At 37.1% G+C, this 15,979-nt stretch carries 13 protein-coding genes and 1 pseudogene; 7 read left to right on the forward strand and 7 right to left on the reverse strand.

What is annotated here, in order from left to right; translation table 11 throughout:
- Positions 1-17 precede the first annotated feature (17 nt).
- Positions 18-1,034 carry a signal peptide peptidase SppA gene (sppA, locus tag MSG66_RS15155; RefSeq protein ID WP_133972200.1) on the reverse strand — a complete coding sequence of 339 codons (1,017 nt, stop codon included), beginning with the start codon at positions 1,032-1,034 and terminating at the stop codon, positions 18-20.
- Between the two features lie 132 nt (positions 1,035-1,166).
- Between sppA and MSG66_RS15160 the strand changes: the two genes are divergently transcribed.
- The gene (locus tag MSG66_RS15160; RefSeq protein WP_128814565.1) at positions 1,167-2,150 is read left to right on the forward strand and encodes a lysophospholipid acyltransferase family protein; all 984 of its coding nucleotides are present in this window, start codon (positions 1,167-1,169) and stop codon (positions 2,148-2,150) included.
- On the opposite strand, the gene MSG66_RS15165 is transcribed toward MSG66_RS15160, so the two are convergent.
- From MSG66_RS15165 to MSG66_RS15175, 3 genes are all read right to left on the reverse strand, one after another.
- Complete coding sequence (locus MSG66_RS15165; protein ID WP_324654506.1) at positions 2,103-4,535, reverse strand: DNA internalization-related competence protein ComEC/Rec2; 2,433 nt, start codon at positions 4,533-4,535, stop codon at positions 2,103-2,105. The two genes, MSG66_RS15160 and MSG66_RS15165, sit on opposite strands and share 48 nt — an antisense overlap.
- Positions 4,536-4,618: 83 nt before the next feature.
- A complete protein-coding gene (locus tag MSG66_RS15170) occupies positions 4,619-5,305 on the reverse strand; it encodes an ABC transporter ATP-binding protein (RefSeq protein WP_004643715.1) in 687 nt (228 codons plus the stop codon).
- The gene (locus tag MSG66_RS15175) at positions 5,298-6,533 is read right to left on the reverse strand and encodes a lipoprotein-releasing ABC transporter permease subunit (protein WP_045429455.1); all 1,236 of its coding nucleotides are present in this window, start codon (positions 6,531-6,533) and stop codon (positions 5,298-5,300) included. Before MSG66_RS15175 ends, MSG66_RS15170 begins: the two co-directional genes overlap by 8 nt.
- Positions 6,534-6,680: 147 nt before the next feature.
- Between MSG66_RS15175 and MSG66_RS15180 the strand changes: the two are divergent.
- Positions 6,681-6,761 (forward strand): annotated as a pseudogene (locus tag MSG66_RS15180) (PilZ domain-containing protein); the annotation flags it as partial.
- 29 nt (positions 6,762-6,790) lie between these two features.
- Here the strand turns inward: MSG66_RS15180 and MSG66_RS15185 are convergent.
- Complete coding sequence (locus MSG66_RS15185) at positions 6,791-7,699, reverse strand: DMT family transporter (protein WP_042898533.1); 909 nt, start codon at positions 7,697-7,699, stop codon at positions 6,791-6,793.
- Positions 7,700-7,706: 7 nt separating this feature from the next.
- Entirely contained in the window at positions 7,707-8,195 is a 489-nt protein-coding gene (locus tag MSG66_RS15190) for a YaiI/YqxD family protein (protein ID WP_128814564.1), read from the reverse strand.
- Positions 8,196-8,440: 245 nt separating this feature from the next.
- Between MSG66_RS15190 and MSG66_RS15195 the strand changes: the two genes are divergently transcribed.
- Complete coding sequence (locus tag MSG66_RS15195) at positions 8,441-9,382, forward strand: hypothetical protein (RefSeq protein ID WP_324654507.1); 942 nt, start codon at positions 8,441-8,443, stop codon at positions 9,380-9,382.
- Positions 9,383-9,621: 239 nt separating this feature from the next.
- Here the strand turns inward: MSG66_RS15195 and serC are convergent, their stop codons facing one another.
- Positions 9,622-10,701, reverse strand: coding sequence for a 3-phosphoserine/phosphohydroxythreonine transaminase (gene serC / locus MSG66_RS15200; RefSeq protein ID WP_324654508.1), 1,080 nt, complete (start codon positions 10,699-10,701; stop codon positions 9,622-9,624).
- Between the two features lie 386 nt (positions 10,702-11,087).
- On the opposite strand from serC, the gene MSG66_RS15205 reads away from it, so the two are divergent.
- From MSG66_RS15205 to MSG66_RS15220, 4 genes are read left to right on the forward strand one after another with little or no spacing between them, the layout of a single operon-like run.
- Complete coding sequence (locus tag MSG66_RS15205; RefSeq protein ID WP_324654509.1) at positions 11,088-12,575, forward strand: TolC family protein; 1,488 nt, start codon at positions 11,088-11,090, stop codon at positions 12,573-12,575.
- A gap of 12 nt (positions 12,576-12,587) precedes the next feature.
- The gene (locus tag MSG66_RS15210; protein WP_202743058.1) at positions 12,588-13,709 is read left to right on the forward strand and encodes an HlyD family secretion protein; all 1,122 of its coding nucleotides are present in this window, start codon (positions 12,588-12,590) and stop codon (positions 13,707-13,709) included.
- A 3-nt stretch (positions 13,710-13,712) separates the two neighbouring features.
- Complete coding sequence (locus MSG66_RS15215; protein ID WP_324654510.1) at positions 13,713-14,843, forward strand: ABC transporter permease; 1,131 nt, start codon at positions 13,713-13,715, stop codon at positions 14,841-14,843.
- A complete protein-coding gene (locus MSG66_RS15220) occupies positions 14,840-15,937 on the forward strand; it encodes an ABC transporter permease (protein ID WP_324654511.1) in 1,098 nt (365 codons plus the stop codon). Before MSG66_RS15215 ends, MSG66_RS15220 begins: the two co-directional genes overlap by 4 nt.
- Positions 15,938-15,979: the final 42 nt, after the last annotated feature.

Here is a 15,979-nt window from a genome sequence, read left to right on the forward strand (position 1 = left end):
CTATCCTAAAACAGATTTTATTGTAATTTTGCGCTTTGACTAGTCTGCACTTCTTGAGCAATAGATTCACTTACCCCTTGCCCTATTTGTGCACCCATACGACCTAAAATTGATTGTAATGGGTTACGCTCAATCGTGTAGTCAACTTTATTATCAAGATTTAGTTCACGCATCAAGCTCGTAACGTTACCTGAACGGTCAGCAATACCTAACTGGATTGCTTGTTCACCAGTCCAGAATAAACCAGAAAAAATAGCTGGATCATTCGATTTCAAACGCTTTCCACGCCCTTCTTTAACTGCACTGATAAAGTGAGTATGAACATTATCAAGAACAGACTGAATATGTTGCTTTTGAACAGGATCAATCGGTTTTGTCATACTTAAAATGTCTTTATTAGCTCCAGAGGTTAACGTCCGGTCTTCAATACCAAGCTTCTGAGCCAAACCACTAATACCATAATTAGGCATGATGACCCCAATTGAGCCCACTAAACTCGATGGATTAACAATAATCTCATCTGCAGCAGAAGCAATATAGTATGCACCCGATGCACCCATATCACCAATAACGGCGTAAACCTTCTTATCAGGATGCTGTTTTTTCAAATAACGAATTTCCTGCCAGATTTCATCAGACTGAACAGGAGAACCGCCAGGTGAGTTAATATTAAGTGCAACAGCTTTACTATTTGATGCCTCAAAAGCACGCTTAAGCGCTTTATTGGTATCTTCACTATTTACAGCTTGATTGCTTGAAGCATCAATAGTTCCAATAATATCTACCACTGCCAGATGAGCGCTGCTACTACTTACAGCAGAGCCTTCTTTGCTGGTTGAGCAGCCTTTACCCATGAGTACAATAATGAATAACAAATAAATAAAAGTTAATGTTTTGAAAAAGATACCCCAACGGCGGCTACGACGCTGTTCCTCGACAGAGGCAAGCACAGCCTTCTCGAGAATTTGCCATTCTTGTCCATTCTGTTTAGGAGTTATAGGTTCATTTTGTGGTTTTGGCGGCCAATCGGACATAAAATTCCAATCCAAATTAATCTAAAATGATGTCATTATATACGTTGATTTGATAAAAACTGTCTAAATAATATGATTTCATTTATAATAATTTTATCTTTTTTTAATTATTGCTTCCTTTTTCCGCGATAGATGACCAAATTAGATATAAAAAGCATGAACTATTTCCTACTTAAAACTTTTAGCCGTCAGCCAATTAAATTTGGACGTTTTCTTGCTCGTATGTTGGCAGGGTTAATCAATACTTTAAAAATTACTAAAACATCAAAAAGTATAGAACTAAACCTACAAATCGCCCTTCCACATTTAACGCCACAGCAGCGAATAGAGATTACGCAACAAGCTATTCGTAATGAAATCACCTCATACTTTGAATTTTTAAGTATTTGGGGTTCATCAAATAGTAAGAATATCGAGAGAATTCATCATGTTGAAGGTGAACATTACTATCACGAAGCGCTTGCAGCAAAAAAAGGGCTTGTTATGATCATCCCACATTTTGGCACATGGGAAATCATGAATGCCTGGTGTTCACAGTTCACTTCAATGACAATTTTATACAAGCCTGTAAAAAATGAAGATGCGGACCGTTTTGTTCGAGATGCCCGTAGTCGTGAACAAGCCAACTTGGTTCCTACTGATGAAAGTGGTGTAAGACAAATTTTTAAAGCTTTAAAACAAGGTCAAACCACCGCAATTTTACCTGACCATACGCCCAACGTAGGCGGCGATATGATCAATTATTTTGGTGTTCCACTTGCTTCAAGTAATTTAAGTGCCAAGCTCATCCAAAAAACTAAAGCAAAAGCCTTATTTCTTTATGCAATTCGTAACGAAAATGACGGCTTTACGATGCACATTGAACCTATGGATGAGAAAATCTACCAAGGTAGTGCGGATGATGGAACTTATGTCATTCATCAGGCTATCGAACAACTCATTCAGCGTTACCCAGAGCATTATCACTGGAGCTATAAACGTTTTAAAGCAAATCCTGCTTTAGATAATATTTACAATATTGATCCAAATGAAGCACTTCAAATTGTAGATAGACTTAAAGCCGAAGCCTCACAAAGTCCTGTGAAGCCATGTACGCTCGAAACGTCGAGTGTATAAAACCATTTGATGATTGCGAGATACAAAGCTTAATGTTCCTTGTTCAACTGTGCTTTTAAACGGGATATTAAGTTTTTGTATTCTTGCTAAGACTTCTTTGCTTGGATGACCATATCGGTTATTAAACCCAGCAGAAGCAACAACCAGCTTGGGATTTAAAGTTGCTAAAAAGTCATAGGCAGAACTATGTTTACTACCATGATGACCTAATACCAAAACATCTACTTTTAAATCAGGATATTCTTTTATCAATTGATATTCTGCTTCCCATCCAGCATCCCCCATAATTAAATAATTTTGATAACCCTTTACTTGTTTTAAATGAATATAAACGACACAAGAGTATTGATTTTGATTTGAAGAAACTAAATTTAAATCATTTTCTTTAGGCCAAAGTATCTCAATATCTAACTGGGGGTATTGCCATTTTTGCCCTTGATGACAATAAGTAAATGGTTCTTTAACCTGCTCTTTCCACAACTCATTCGATATAACTTGTTTAATCGGAAAAGCCTGACTGATGGCAGGAAATGCACCACTATGATCTTGGTCAAGATGAGATAACACCACATGATCTAATTGTTTAATACCTTTCTGACGTAAATATGGAATCACTACATTTTGACCAATACTAAAAGCTTTCTCATCATAAGAACCACCCGTATCAATTAACCATGTCTGCTCTGGATGTTGTAAAAAAATAGATTGGCCCTGGCCTACGTCTATAATATTTAATTGGATTTGCTGGGATGACTTATTTGGAATGATTAATGGTAAACAACATATGAGACCCCAAGATTTCGGTAAAACACCACGTGGTAAGAATAAGATAATAATGACACAGCTAAGACACACTAAAGCAAGTGGTGTCAGGCTAAAACCTTGCAACGGTAGAGATAACTTTTCTAAAAGACTAAAACATGTCAGCACTATACTGAGCAAAATATCATTAATCTGAAAGAGTGCATTTCCAATTGAATTAAAAATAAGCCACACACAAGCAGCAAAAATATTCAAAGGAACAATTATTCCTCCTAGCAAAGGAACTGCAATAATATTTGTGAGAGGTGCAACCCATGAAATTTGTTGAAAGAAAATCAGCATTAGGGGACATAGGGCGATAAATATTTTGCCCTGAGATTCAATGAGGGTTTTGCTTAAAAGAATTATTCTAGATAGCAGACTCACTGAAGCAAGATTTGGAGTCTGTACTATGGTTTGATAAATGCGTAATAAAATAAAGCAAGAACCATAAGAGAGCCAAAAACCTGCCGATAAAACACTAAATGGATCAAAAAGTAAAAGTAGACTTGCGCTGTAAACTAAGAGCGAAAATGGTTTAACAGGCAGTTTGACTAACAATAAAAAGGCAAATAAAAATACTGAAATTAAAGTTCTTAAGGCTGGAATTTCAAAGCCTACGAAAGCTGTATAAATCAAAACCCCAAAACATAAGGGAATCATTGCCAATATTTGCTTGGGTTGCCACAAATAAATCTGCGGATAATAACGTCGTACTAATTGATGTACTCCCCAAGACAACATGATTGCAAAGATAAGGACATGAGGCCCTGAAATGGCCAACAAATGAGAGATTCCTAACTGCTTAAATTGATTTTTAATATCCTCATTTAAAAGGCTTTCATCTCCTGTTAGAAGTGCTAATAGCAGTCCTTTGTTCTGTAAGGGAGATTTTTTTAGCATCAATCTAAATTTTAGGCGCAATTTTTCTATATTTAATTGTTGCCTAGTAAAAAACTTTTGTTGCTGTTGTAAATGTTTTTGATAACCCAATCGATAAATTTCATCAGAGCTTAAAGGTTCAATATGCTGGACACTGAAACCTGACATTATATTTCGTTGAATGAACCATTGCTCCTGATCAAAAGCACCTGATACTGCGTAACTATGAGCTGGTCTGGTTTTACCCGAAATTCGATAGTAATGGCCTAATTGTAATTTTGGTCCTTCTATCAATGCGTTCTCATTTTCATTTTTTAAATATAATAACCAATTCACCACATGGGGTGATCGCCCTAGAACTTGAGCGAGTTGCTGTGTCTTATTATCTTTTTCCTCGCTTATTCGGTCTATATACACAACAATGTCTAAAGACTCAGGTTGCATCTCCCGTAGTTGTAATCTTTCATTTAAGGCGTGCTGAGCATATTGATGACCTATAATAAAGAGACTTCCCCCACAAACTAAATAGTAAACTGCTTTTAATATAGGTCGATTTACAACGATGTGCTGCTTAAAAACATAAAAAATAAAGCTGATAAAGAGGAGAACTTTACCAACCCAACCATATTGCGTTATTAGAGGAAAATCTATTCCCATAAATGCAATACCTCCAACCCACCCCACTAAAATAAGTTTTAACATTTAAAGTCATATCGTTATCTTTTTAGGGGCAAAATTAAAGCCCAACTGAGTGGGCTTTAACAATGTGATTTAATGACAATTTTTTAAGAACCGCTCACCCAAAGACCGTCTTCCATATGCAAAATTGAATCTGCTGCCTGAGCTAACTGTTCATCATGAGTCACAATGAGCATTGCCATATTTAATTCTTTCTTAAGATCGGTCAATAATTCAAAAATGCCTAAAGCTGTTTTACGATCTAGGTTTCCGGTAGGTTCATCAGCCAAAACAACCGCAGGTTGAGTGACCAAAGCACGAGCTAAAGCAACACGTTGGCGCTCACCGCCTGAAAGCTCACCTGGCTGATGGTCCATACGATGAGATAATCCCACTCGGTCTAGTAAATATTCAGCTTGTGCTTTTACCGATTTGTATTGGCTATCTGGGCGAAGCATAAGAGGCATTGCCACATTTTCAAGCGCAGTAAACTCAGGTAACAAATGGTGAAATTGATAAACAAAACCGAGGTACTTGTTACGTTGAAAACCACGCTCGGCTTCACCTAAATTATCAAAACGCTGACCATTTAAAAATACTTGTCCTTGCGTTGGTTGCTCTAGACCGCCTAGTGCATGAAGCAAAGTACTTTTACCTGAACCACTCGCACCAACAATCGAAACAAACTGCCCTGCTTCAACTTGTAAAGAAAGACCTTTAATGACTTCAACCTTAGATTTACCATCATCAAAATGTTTATAGATATCTTTTGCTTCTAAAACAATTTTACTCATAACGCAGTGCCTCGGCAGGTTGAACTTTGGCCGCACGAAGTGCCGGATAGATAGTTGCCAAGAAGCTTAGAAGTAAAGATACAATCACAATAATCGTCACATCTTGCCATCTTAAATAAGAAGGAAGGTAATGCACAAAGTAAGCATCAAATAGATTTAGGCCCAACACATTGTTAAACCATGAAATGATATCACTAATGGTTAAAGCCAAAATTACACCTAAAACCGTACCCGCAACTGTACCAATCACACCAATCACGGTGCCTTGCACCATAAATATTTTAGTAATCATCGATGGTGACGCACCTAATGTACGTAAAATGGCGATATCAGATTTTTTATCAGTCACGACCATGACCAATGACGAAACGATATTAAATGCTGCAACCACAATGATAAGTACAAGTAACAAACCAACTAGTGTTTTTTCCATTTGAATGGCATTAAACAGATTGCCATGCGTATAGGTCCAGTTCGTTGCATAAAAATTGCTTGGCAAACTTTTTACCAAGTCATCTGCAACTTGTGGCGCGGCAAAAATATCATCTAGTTTTAAACGGACACCTTGAGCACCATCTGGTAAGCGTAATAGTGTTGATGCATCATAGAGAGCGATATATCCCACCATAGAGTCGACTTCAGCACCTACACTAAAAATACCAACCACTTTAAAGCGCTTGAAACGAGGCACTACACCCGCTGGAGATGGCGTTGCTTCAGGTAAAACCAATGTCACACTGTCATTAAGACGCAAGCCTAATGAATCGGCCATATCTTTACCAAGAACAATACCAAACTCACCTTTTTTAAGTGAATCTAAGCTACCAGCAACAATATGATTTTGAATAATAGACACATTCTTTTCATATTTTGGGTCAATACCCGTCACCATAATACCAGCGACTTGCCCTTGCGCGGTTAACATACCTTGCAATTGGGTAAAAGGTGCAACCCCAGTTACATGTGGATGATGTTCAACTCGCTTTACCAGTTCAGGCCAATCCGTGAGGATTTGTGTAGATGAAACTGTCGCTTGCGGAACCATTCCTAAAACACGGTTTTTTAATTCGCGATCGAAACCGTTCATCACAGAAAGTACCGTAATCAGCACAGCGACACCTAGTGTCAAACCGATCATCGAAACCAATGCAATAAAAGAAATAAAATGATTACTGCGTCTTGCGCGAGTATATCTCAACCCTATATACAGTGAGATTGGTTTAAACATACCTTCTAAATCCAAGGTGATTGATGGAAAATAGCTGATGCTCATGTCAATCGCATCCACATCTACTATTTACCATATCGTTAGATGCTGTATTAAGGTTTAAAAATCAGTAAGTTCTGATCTTTCCTTAACAATCCTAATATTATATTGCTGCGCTATTTTCTACTACTTAAGTTGGGAGATCAATTTGATCATGCATTTCGCTACGAATTAGAACAATTTAATGAATAAGCTCAACAAATTACCCAAATCTTCTCCTATTTAGGCTTAATATGTCGGACAAAATTTCGATTTGCTTGAATGTCTTTATAAAAGTATAAAAATAGTCCAAACAGGATAATTAAAGCCCCCACAAAAACCATAATCGAAAGTTGTTCGTGGTTTAAAGCCGCTCCAATCATCATGGCTAACATTGGGGTAATTACCGTTGTTAAAGATAAAGTCGTTGCCTGAATATTCTGTATAAGTTTGAAATAACAGAACATAGCGACTAATGAAGCCATCAGTACTGTATAAATTAAAGCAAATAAAGATTTAGCTTCTGGTAAATGTGTCGGTGCATATTGCCAAATAAATGGAATAAGACAACTTGCTAAAATTGAAGAAACTAAAATAGAGCCCGTTGCCTGAGCCATAGGCTGAATTTGTGCATTCACTTTCTTTACCCAAAAAATTGAAAAAGAATAAACAAACACACTCATTAGCATGAGAACAATGCCGAACGGATGTACATGCTGATTTGATCCATTCAAGCAAATAATCGCTAAACCACATACTGCAATCGCCATACCTAGCCATTGCAACTTATAAAGTTGCTGCCCAAATGCAAAACGACCAATCAGCCCAGCCATAATGGGTGCTAAACCGAACATAAGCGCAATCATGCCTGAACTTAAATATTGGGTAGCAGCATAGGTAAAAATTTGAGAACCAATTAAGCTAAAAGAACCGGCAACGTAACTATGAACAGCTTGTCGATGCGTTGGAAAAGGTGTTCTTAAAATCAGTAATATGGCTACGGCCAAAGGTAATGCAATAAAAAAGCGTAACAACAATGCCCACATAAGATGTAGATCGGACACGCTCCAAACGATTGCCAATGGAGTTGTTGCCCAGATAAACACTAACAAGGCATAGGTTAAAGCCAAATTGGTTTGCGATGGCATGCGATGCTCACTTAGCTGTTTTACGTTTTTGCTTTAAAATTGTTTGATCTAATGCACTCGAAAATTCACGTTTATCCCGCTCGGAAATAGGCGGCGGCCCACCAGTCTGTACACCTGCACCACGAAGCGTATCCATGAAATCACGGAGATGTAACCGCGCTTTAACATTCGCAGTTGTATAGACCTCACCTCGGGGGTGAATAGCAACGCCACCCTTTTCAATGACTTGAGCTGCTAGTGGAATATCTTGCGTAATGACAATGTCATTTTCAATCATACGATCAACTATTTCTTTATCGGCCTGATCTGCACCACTTAAAACCTGTATGGACTTGATGCGGACTGAGGGCGTAATCCCAACATTTTGATTAGCAACAAAGATGACTTCTAAATGATAACGATCTGATGCGCGCAAAATCACTTCACGTAATATTCTTGGTAAGGCGTCTGCATCTACCCATAGCTTAAATGGCAGCAAGTTATTCTCTATTTCCACTAAAAATATAAGTCTAACAGATGCTTTTCTAAGGTGAATAGTAATAAGTATTAAACTTATTTTTAATTTGCTGTTTACGTTTTTACGAGCTCGATCTACCTTTTATTTTATAAATAGAAGGAATATCTGTCTTTAAATGTTTAAATATGTGCTTTTACAAGAGAATTTACATAGGGTGACTTGAAAAATAGCAAACACCCTCGATTTAATATAACAAGTAATGTGAACCCAACAGCATCGTGCTTATGAAAAATCAAAACAGTCCAGAAATTATTAAAGTAAATGACCAAAATTTTGGTAGTCATGGCGAACATTGGAATCTATTGACGTCCCATCCTGAAACAGATGTACCAAAATGGTTAGGACTAGCACTTGATGCGCCTGTAATGCCAATGGGCTTATGTGAACATGAAGAAGACATGGATCAATCTTTTTGGTTGATTCAAGGCCCACAAGACCAAAAAGTTACAATCAACCAGATTATTGCGGTTGAAAATCAGAAACCTAGAGCACTTAAAACAGCCTTTCCAAGTTTTGAAAGTCCATATCAATATAATGCGAAAATTGAACGTATCATTACTTGTGACTCTGCGACGCAAGCAGTTTTAAGTTTAAGACTAAATAAAAATACAACTGTTTATGCATTTGATAATTTATTTAGCGTTAATTATTGTCAATATGACAAAACCCAAGACTATCAAGTCCAATTTAATGCATGGGCTTATGAATTAGAATCTGTTCCAGCCGGTGAAAAAATTGTTGTTGATGACCCAGCTTCAATTAAACATCACCGTGCATTAAATGCAATTTTAACTGAACATAATGGTATTGCTCCTGAAAATTTACAGGAGCTCATTAATGAATGGCAACCAAAAACTCCAGAAGATCAAGAACCTGTAACCGTTGATTTTTCAAAAATGGTTGCTTATTTATATGGTGAAAATCTTGGTCAAGAAGATGAAGCATGGTTCCAAGGCAATATCGTTGGCAAAACTTCTATGACATTTATGGAGGCAGAATATACCCTTTATGATGTTACTTTGGTTTTAGAAGATGATCTTCCTGCCATATTAGTGCGTATAGCAACCAAAAATGATTTGTATAAAAACTTTAATATTGGCGAATATATTCGCGGTAATATCTGGATTCAGGCGACTATTTGTGCTAAAAAGGGTGAAACTAATTGAATTTCACTAATATTTTAATAATTAGGTTATTGAATGAAGATTATACCCGAACAAACGACCAGCCTCATTCAATCTAGTAGCCTGCGCATAAAGGTCGATACTGGTGCGTTTTGCTTTTTTGTATTGGGTATGTTTTTAGCAGCTATATTCATGCACCAATTTGGTTTAGTTCCTTTTTAGTTTATAAAATTTATTCAAAAATAAAGCCCTCATTTGAGGGCTTTATTTATTTGATTTACTTAACCATTACGCTTTGCAAAATCATCCATAAAGTTGATTAAAGCCTGTACGCCTTCTAAAGGCACCGCATTATAAATACTTGCACGCATACCACCGACAGAGCGATGTCCAGCTAAGTTTAATAAATGGTTTGCTTCCGCTTCTTTTAAGAATTGTTTTTCTAAAGCTTCATCTGCCAAAGTAAACGGTACATTCATAATTGAACGGTTTGGAATTGCAATCGGGTTATTGTAGAAATCGCTTGAGTCGATATAACCATATATTGACTGAGCTTTTGCAAGGTTAACTTTATGGATAGCATCTACCCCACCCTGCTCTAGTAACCACTCAAATACCAGACCAGACAAGTACCAAGCGTAAGTCGATGGTGTATTCACCATAGAACCATTTTTCGCTTGGTCACCATATTTTAAGATGCTTGGAATTTCTGGTTTAGCTTGATCAAGTAAGTCATCACGAATAATGACAATTGTTAAACCAGCAGGACCAATATTTTTTTGTGCGCCAGCATAGATCAAACCAAATTTGGTCACATCTAATGGAGCAGATAAAATACTTGATGAATAGTCACAAACGAGTGGAGCTTTTACATCAGGAATTCCTGCGAACTGTAAGCCACCAATCGTTTCATTATCTGCATAATGTACATAGGCTGCGTCGTCAGACAAATTCCATTCGCTTTGTTCAGAAATTGCGAACTTGCCATCTATTTTAATACCAGCTTCTACAACATTAATATCACCATAACGTTTTGCTTCTTTTAACGCTTTTTCAGACCAGATGCCCGTATCAATATAATCAGCTTTAGTGTTTTTACCTAAAAGGTTTAAAGGAATCGCAGAAAATTGTAATGACGCTCCGCCTTGTAAAAACAGTACTTTATAGTTTTCTGGAATATTCATTAACTTGCGTAAATCTGCTTCAGCTTTTTCAGCCATAGCAACATAGTCAGCACTACGATGACTCATTTCCATGATGGATAGACCTTTACCATGCCAATCCAACATTTCTTGTTGAGCTTTTTCTAAAACGGCAGTAGGTAATGCAGCAGGACCAGCACAGAAATTGTACGCGCGCATGATTTTTCCCTTGTATAAAGTCAAACACAATAAAAATGGCATTTAACCACAGATTGCTTAAGCTTGCAGCAGCTTCTCAAGTAAATATTTCAATGCTGGGCTACATTTAGGTTTATTTTTTCAATTATTGTTTTATATATTTCTTTGCTCTGACTTGCAATTTTATCGATTTAAAACATTTTTTATTCAATCAAGATCAGCTTGACTTGTGATTATGATTTCACATACTTTGGTAGAGATTACAAATATAGACTTCGTCATATTCAATAATTAAAAGGAGGTTAAAATTATAAGGTTTTTATACAAATGTATAATAAACAAGATGATAATTGAATTTAATAACAAGAAATTTAAACTATAAGGGATGCCAGAAATTGTTATTTAAAATGCCAGTACATCGATACAGACAGTCTATTTTTCCCTTTTCATTTAAACCAAAAAATCTTGCTTTGGCTTTAGGATTTTTTTGCACAAATCATTTATATGCTCAAAGCTTAAGCTATGCTGAAGCAGAGCAGCAAGCTTTGAAAAGTTCATATAGTACTCAAGCCAATCAAGCATTACAGCAAGCATCTCAATTAGAAGCTGAAGCAGTGAAAGGACTCGGATTACCTCGAGTTGATTTAAATGTTAGAGCATATGCCTTTCATAGCGAAACAGACGTACCCCTCGCCTCTTTTAAACAAAAGCTTGAGAATGATTTAAGTCAGGGATTCAACGATAAACTTTCGCAGTGGAACAATGTCATTCCATCGGATGTGCTGGGGCAAGTTCAAGAAGGCGCAAATCAAACTATCCATGATGGTATAAATCGATTTCCCGATTATGCGAATCTGACTATAGAAGATCAGGTCGTGCGTCCTTCTATTTCGGTCGTTATGCCACTCTATACAGGTGGTTTAACCAGCAGTGCAAAAAAAATAGCCAACATTCAAGCGCAGCGTTCGGAACTTTCAAGTCAGCAACAACAAGATATACAGCGGTTTGAAGTGGTACAAAGTTATTTTAATGTTCAATTACAGCAGCAACTGGTAGCAAGTAGTTTATTCAACTTTAATGCCATGCAAAAACATTACAGCAATGCACTAAAACTCGAACAACAAGGGTTTATTAGTAAAGGGCAACGCATGCAGTTTGAAGTAGCTCGTAATAATGCGGAACGTACTCTACAAAGTACTCAAGCCAACTTAAATGCCAGTCGATTTAGTCTTAATAATCTTTTACATCAACAAAATAATATAGATTTAAGTACTCCGTTATTTGTAAATAACACACCAAGCCAAACTCTAGAATCACTTTTAACCAGTTATTCGAAAAAATCCAGCCTTGTACAAAAAATGCAGATGGATACTCAACTGGCCAATGTAAACATTCAAGCTCAACAAGCTGCAAAGAAACCAAGCCTTTTTGCCTTTGGTGAATATGCTCTTGATGAAAATGAAAACTGGATTGTCGGTGTAATGGCAAAATACAACCTATTTTCAGGCGTTGATAAAAATAAGAATATCCATGCTGCCGAACTCAAACGTTATGCTTCTGAACTTATGACTGAACGCACAAAACAAGAAATTGAGGCACTTCTGAATAAGTCATATAACGAGCTCAACTCTGCTCAGCAAAGTCATCAGCTTTTACAAAGAAATCTAAATGCCGCTCAAGAAAACTTGCGTATTCAAGAATTGTCTTTCCGTGAAGGAATGGGTACAGCAACTCAAGTGATTGATGCACAAAATGCATTAAGTGCTTTAAAAACTGAAATGGCTTTAAATGCCTATAAATATGTCATGTCACTCGCGACTCTATTGCAAAGTCACGGTTCAATTGACCAGTTCAAAGCTTACGTTAATCAACCCCATACCGACTATATCCGTTAATAGGAGCATACAATGAATCAAGAATCATCTCATTCAGAACAAGATTCTCTTGCTGCGGATACGGTAGAAACGAATCAATCTCAAGAAAATGATCAAGCGAGTGATGAGCCAGAATCAAACATAAATAAAGGTGACTCTCAACCACCTAAAAACTCCAAGCTTAAACTGATTATTGGTCTGATCATTATTGCGCTATTAGGGTTAATTATTTTTGGTTTGTGGAAAAGTTATCAGCCGAAACCTATTGAACTACAAGGTCGTGTTGAAGCCGAAACTATTCATGTGAGTACAAAAGTTCCGAGTCGTATCGAAGAAATTTATGTGCAAGAAGGCCAGAAAATTTCAAAAGGTCAGCCCCTTGTTCGTTTAGTTAGCCCAGAAATAGAAGCTAAAAAGCAACAAGCCTTGGCAACCTTACAATCAGCTTTAGCATTTCAATCTACGGTAGACCGCGGTTCTCAACAGGAAAATATCGATACTCTTTATGCCAACTGGCAAAGTACGAAAGCACAAGCAAACCTTGCAAAAACCACTTATCAACGTGGTGAAAATTTATATAAACAAGGTGTAATTTCGCGTCAAAGACGAGATGAAATGCTAGCGGCACAAACTTCTGCCCAAGAATTAAGTGAAGCCTCTTATCAACAATATGCACGTGCAAAACGTGGTAGTACAAGTCAGCAAAAATCTACAGCAGATGCACAGGTTGAAATTGCAAAAGCAGCTGTAGGTGAAGCAAAAGCGCTAGAGGAAGAGACACGTTTACTTTCCCCTATTTCCGGCACAGTTTCAAAAACTTATGGTAAGCCTTCTGAGTTAGTGGCTATGGGTGTGCCTGTTGTCAGCATTTTAGAAGATGATGATTTATGGGTGAGTTTAAACGTGGGTGAAAATCAATATGCCTCTGTTTATAAAAATAAAACCCTTGAAGGATTCATTCCAGCACTTAATCAGAATGTAAATTTTAAAATTAAAAATATTGATGCTGAAGGTGAATTTGCCACCATTAAAACTACTCGCCAAACTGGAGGCTATGATATTCGTAGCTTTAAACTTCATCTTGTACCTGAAAAACCAGTGCAAGATTTAAAAGTGGGTATGAGTGTTCTATTTAAAATTAAAGAAGAAAAATAACGCATGTTTGCCAGTATATTACGTGAACTAAACTATCTAAAAAGCAATAAATGGGATTTGTGTATGGTGACACTCATCCCTGCTTTTATCATTTTTTTGTTTAGCAGCATGTTTTACGCAGGTAAAGCTGAACATTTACCGATTGCGATTATTGATCAGGACCAAAGTGAACTCAGCCGCAATATTGAAAAGTATCTTTCGTTAAATCATACGGTAGATATTAAAACGATTACGGCAAGCTCAACTGAAGCTGAACAATTACTTAACGAAACTAAAATCTGGGGTTATGTTCTCATTCCAGACGGTGCTGAAAAGCGCTTTGTGAAAGCGCAGGATGCACAAATCAGCATTGCTTTTAACCAGTCTTTTTTTAGCGTGGGGAATACGATTTCCTCCGCAATGCTGGTGAGTACACTTAATGCTTTAGCAGACTATGCTGGTCAAAGTTATCTTGCAAATAGTATTCCCTATTTAGATGTACCTACGGCGCATGTAAAAGTATCAACGCTTTACAACCCGAGCATGAGCTATGAGTTTTATTTAGAGCCATTTATGGTTCCTGCCGTATTGCATCTGTTGCTATGCTGCTGTGTTGCTTTTGCAATTGGACAAGAACTTAAACGTGGCACACTCACTCAATGGGTAAATCGAGAAAATTTTATTCAAGGCTTATTGGCTAAAAATTTGCTCTATAGCCTTATTTTTTGTGTATGGACCTGGTTATGGATGTTTTGGCTAGTTGAAATCCGTGGCTGGTTCGTAGCGGGTTCCTTAAGTTTATTGCTGGTTGCACAGTTCTTACTTTATTTTGCCTATGCTTTGATTAGCAGCACAGTTATTCTCGCGACCAAAAATTTAAGTAAAACTTTTGGGTTTATTGCCGTCTATGGTGGCTCATCTTTAAGTTTTGCAGGCGTTACTTTGCCTTTAAATAATGCACCGATTTTCACTAAATTTTGGTCACTCATTATTCCCTATACACCTTATGCCAAGCTGCAAACCGAACAATGGGTGATTGGTAGTCCACTTTTCATTTCAATGATTCCTTTTTTAATACTTCTGGGTTACTGCCTTATTTACTTCTTTTTAAGCTCTCTGCTGCTTAAAAAATTAATTCGGGGAGCAACTCCATGAAAGAGTTTTTAAAGGCTTATGGGCAAACATTTAAAGATATTGTTAGTAATAGCTCGGTTTTCACAACTCTGATTTTATCGGTCATTCTTTATAGCTTTTTTTATCCTACCGCCTATAAAGCTGAGCGTGCAGAATCAATTCCAATTGTGATTGTTGATGAAGAACAAAGCCTATTAACCTCTCAATTAATCGGCCAAAGTGCAAATAGCCCGCATGTTCATATTGTTACCGTTACAAGCAATTTTTTACAAGCGGAACAAATGGTTCGTGAACAAAAAGCCGATGGTATTTTGCTTTTACCAAGCAACTTAACGCAGAGCTTACGCCGAGGAGAAACAGGTGGAATTGGCTTATATCTAAGCACAACAAATTTTTTAAAAACTAAAGAAATTGGTTTAGGTCTAGCAACATCGCTTGAAGCGACCTTAAAAGAATATATTGAAAAATTTGGACAACGTACGCATTTCCAACCAGCGCTTTCTATTCATCAAGTGCCTCTATTTAACCCGCTTTCAGGCTATGGAAGCTATATCTTTCCAGCTGTTGCAGGTTTAATTATCCATCAAACTATTGTGTTAGGTTTAGCGATGCTAATTGCAAGCTACCGTGAACAGCACCAAAAAATTACAAGTGCTCGCTTTGCTGGAATTTTTGCAAGTATATTTACGATTGGCTGCTTAGGATGTTTTTATCTTTTTGGCTTTACCTTGTGGTTCAATGATTATCCACACGGTGGAAACTTCACAGGTTTACTAGTCGCCGTTCCTATTTTTATTAGTTGTGTGATTGGATTAGGCATGTTGATTGGTTCACTTTTAGATATGCCAGAACGTGCCGGACATATTATTGTGTTTAGCTCTGTACCTTTATTCTTGTTAACTGGGGCTGCATGGCCACATCAAGCAATGCCTGAATGGTTACAATGGTTTGCGTGGTGTTTACCGTCTACACATGCGGTACAAATGTTTGTACAACTTAATCAGATGGGTGTTCCGTTAGCCACGGTTGTACCAAAATTGATTTTTCTTGCGACAGCTGGATTAATATTAATGTGCTTAGCTTATTATCGACTTGTTAAAAAATCTTCTTCATAAAATAAAAAAGGAAGCTTACGCTTCCTTTTTTATTTAAGTTCT

This window comes from Acinetobacter sp. IK31, from assembly GCF_035615195.1.
Classification (GTDB): domain Bacteria; phylum Pseudomonadota; class Gammaproteobacteria; order Pseudomonadales; family Moraxellaceae; genus Acinetobacter; species Acinetobacter calcoaceticus_C.

Bases quoted from the DNA above. Each gene is read 5' to 3' on its own strand.
- sppA (WP_133972200.1), bottom strand. From the start codon at position 1,034: ATGTCCGATTGGCCGCCAAAACCACAAAATGAACCTATAACTCCTAAA.
- MSG66_RS15160 (WP_128814565.1), top strand. From the start codon at position 1,167: ATGACCAAATTAGATATAAAAAGCATGAACTATTTCCTACTTAAAACT.
- MSG66_RS15165 (WP_324654506.1), bottom strand. From the start codon at position 4,535: ATGTTAAAACTTATTTTAGTGGGGTGGGTTGGAGGTATTGCATTTATG.
- MSG66_RS15170 (WP_004643715.1), bottom strand. From the start codon at position 5,305: ATGAGTAAAATTGTTTTAGAAGCAAAAGATATCTATAAACATTTTGAT.
- MSG66_RS15175 (WP_045429455.1), bottom strand. From the start codon at position 6,533: ATGTTTAAACCAATCTCACTGTATATAGGGTTGAGATATACTCGCGCA.
- MSG66_RS15185 (WP_042898533.1), bottom strand. From the start codon at position 7,699: ATGCCATCGCAAACCAATTTGGCTTTAACCTATGCCTTGTTAGTGTTT.
- MSG66_RS15195 (WP_324654507.1), top strand. From the start codon at position 8,441: ATGAAAAATCAAAACAGTCCAGAAATTATTAAAGTAAATGACCAAAAT.
- serC (WP_324654508.1), bottom strand. From the start codon at position 10,701: ATGCGCGCGTACAATTTCTGTGCTGGTCCTGCTGCATTACCTACTGCC.
- MSG66_RS15205 (WP_324654509.1), top strand. From the start codon at position 11,088: ATGCCAGTACATCGATACAGACAGTCTATTTTTCCCTTTTCATTTAAA.
- MSG66_RS15210 (WP_202743058.1), top strand. From the start codon at position 12,588: ATGAATCAAGAATCATCTCATTCAGAACAAGATTCTCTTGCTGCGGAT.
- MSG66_RS15215 (WP_324654510.1), top strand. From the start codon at position 13,713: ATGTTTGCCAGTATATTACGTGAACTAAACTATCTAAAAAGCAATAAA.
- MSG66_RS15220 (WP_324654511.1), top strand. From the start codon at position 14,840: ATGAAAGAGTTTTTAAAGGCTTATGGGCAAACATTTAAAGATATTGTT.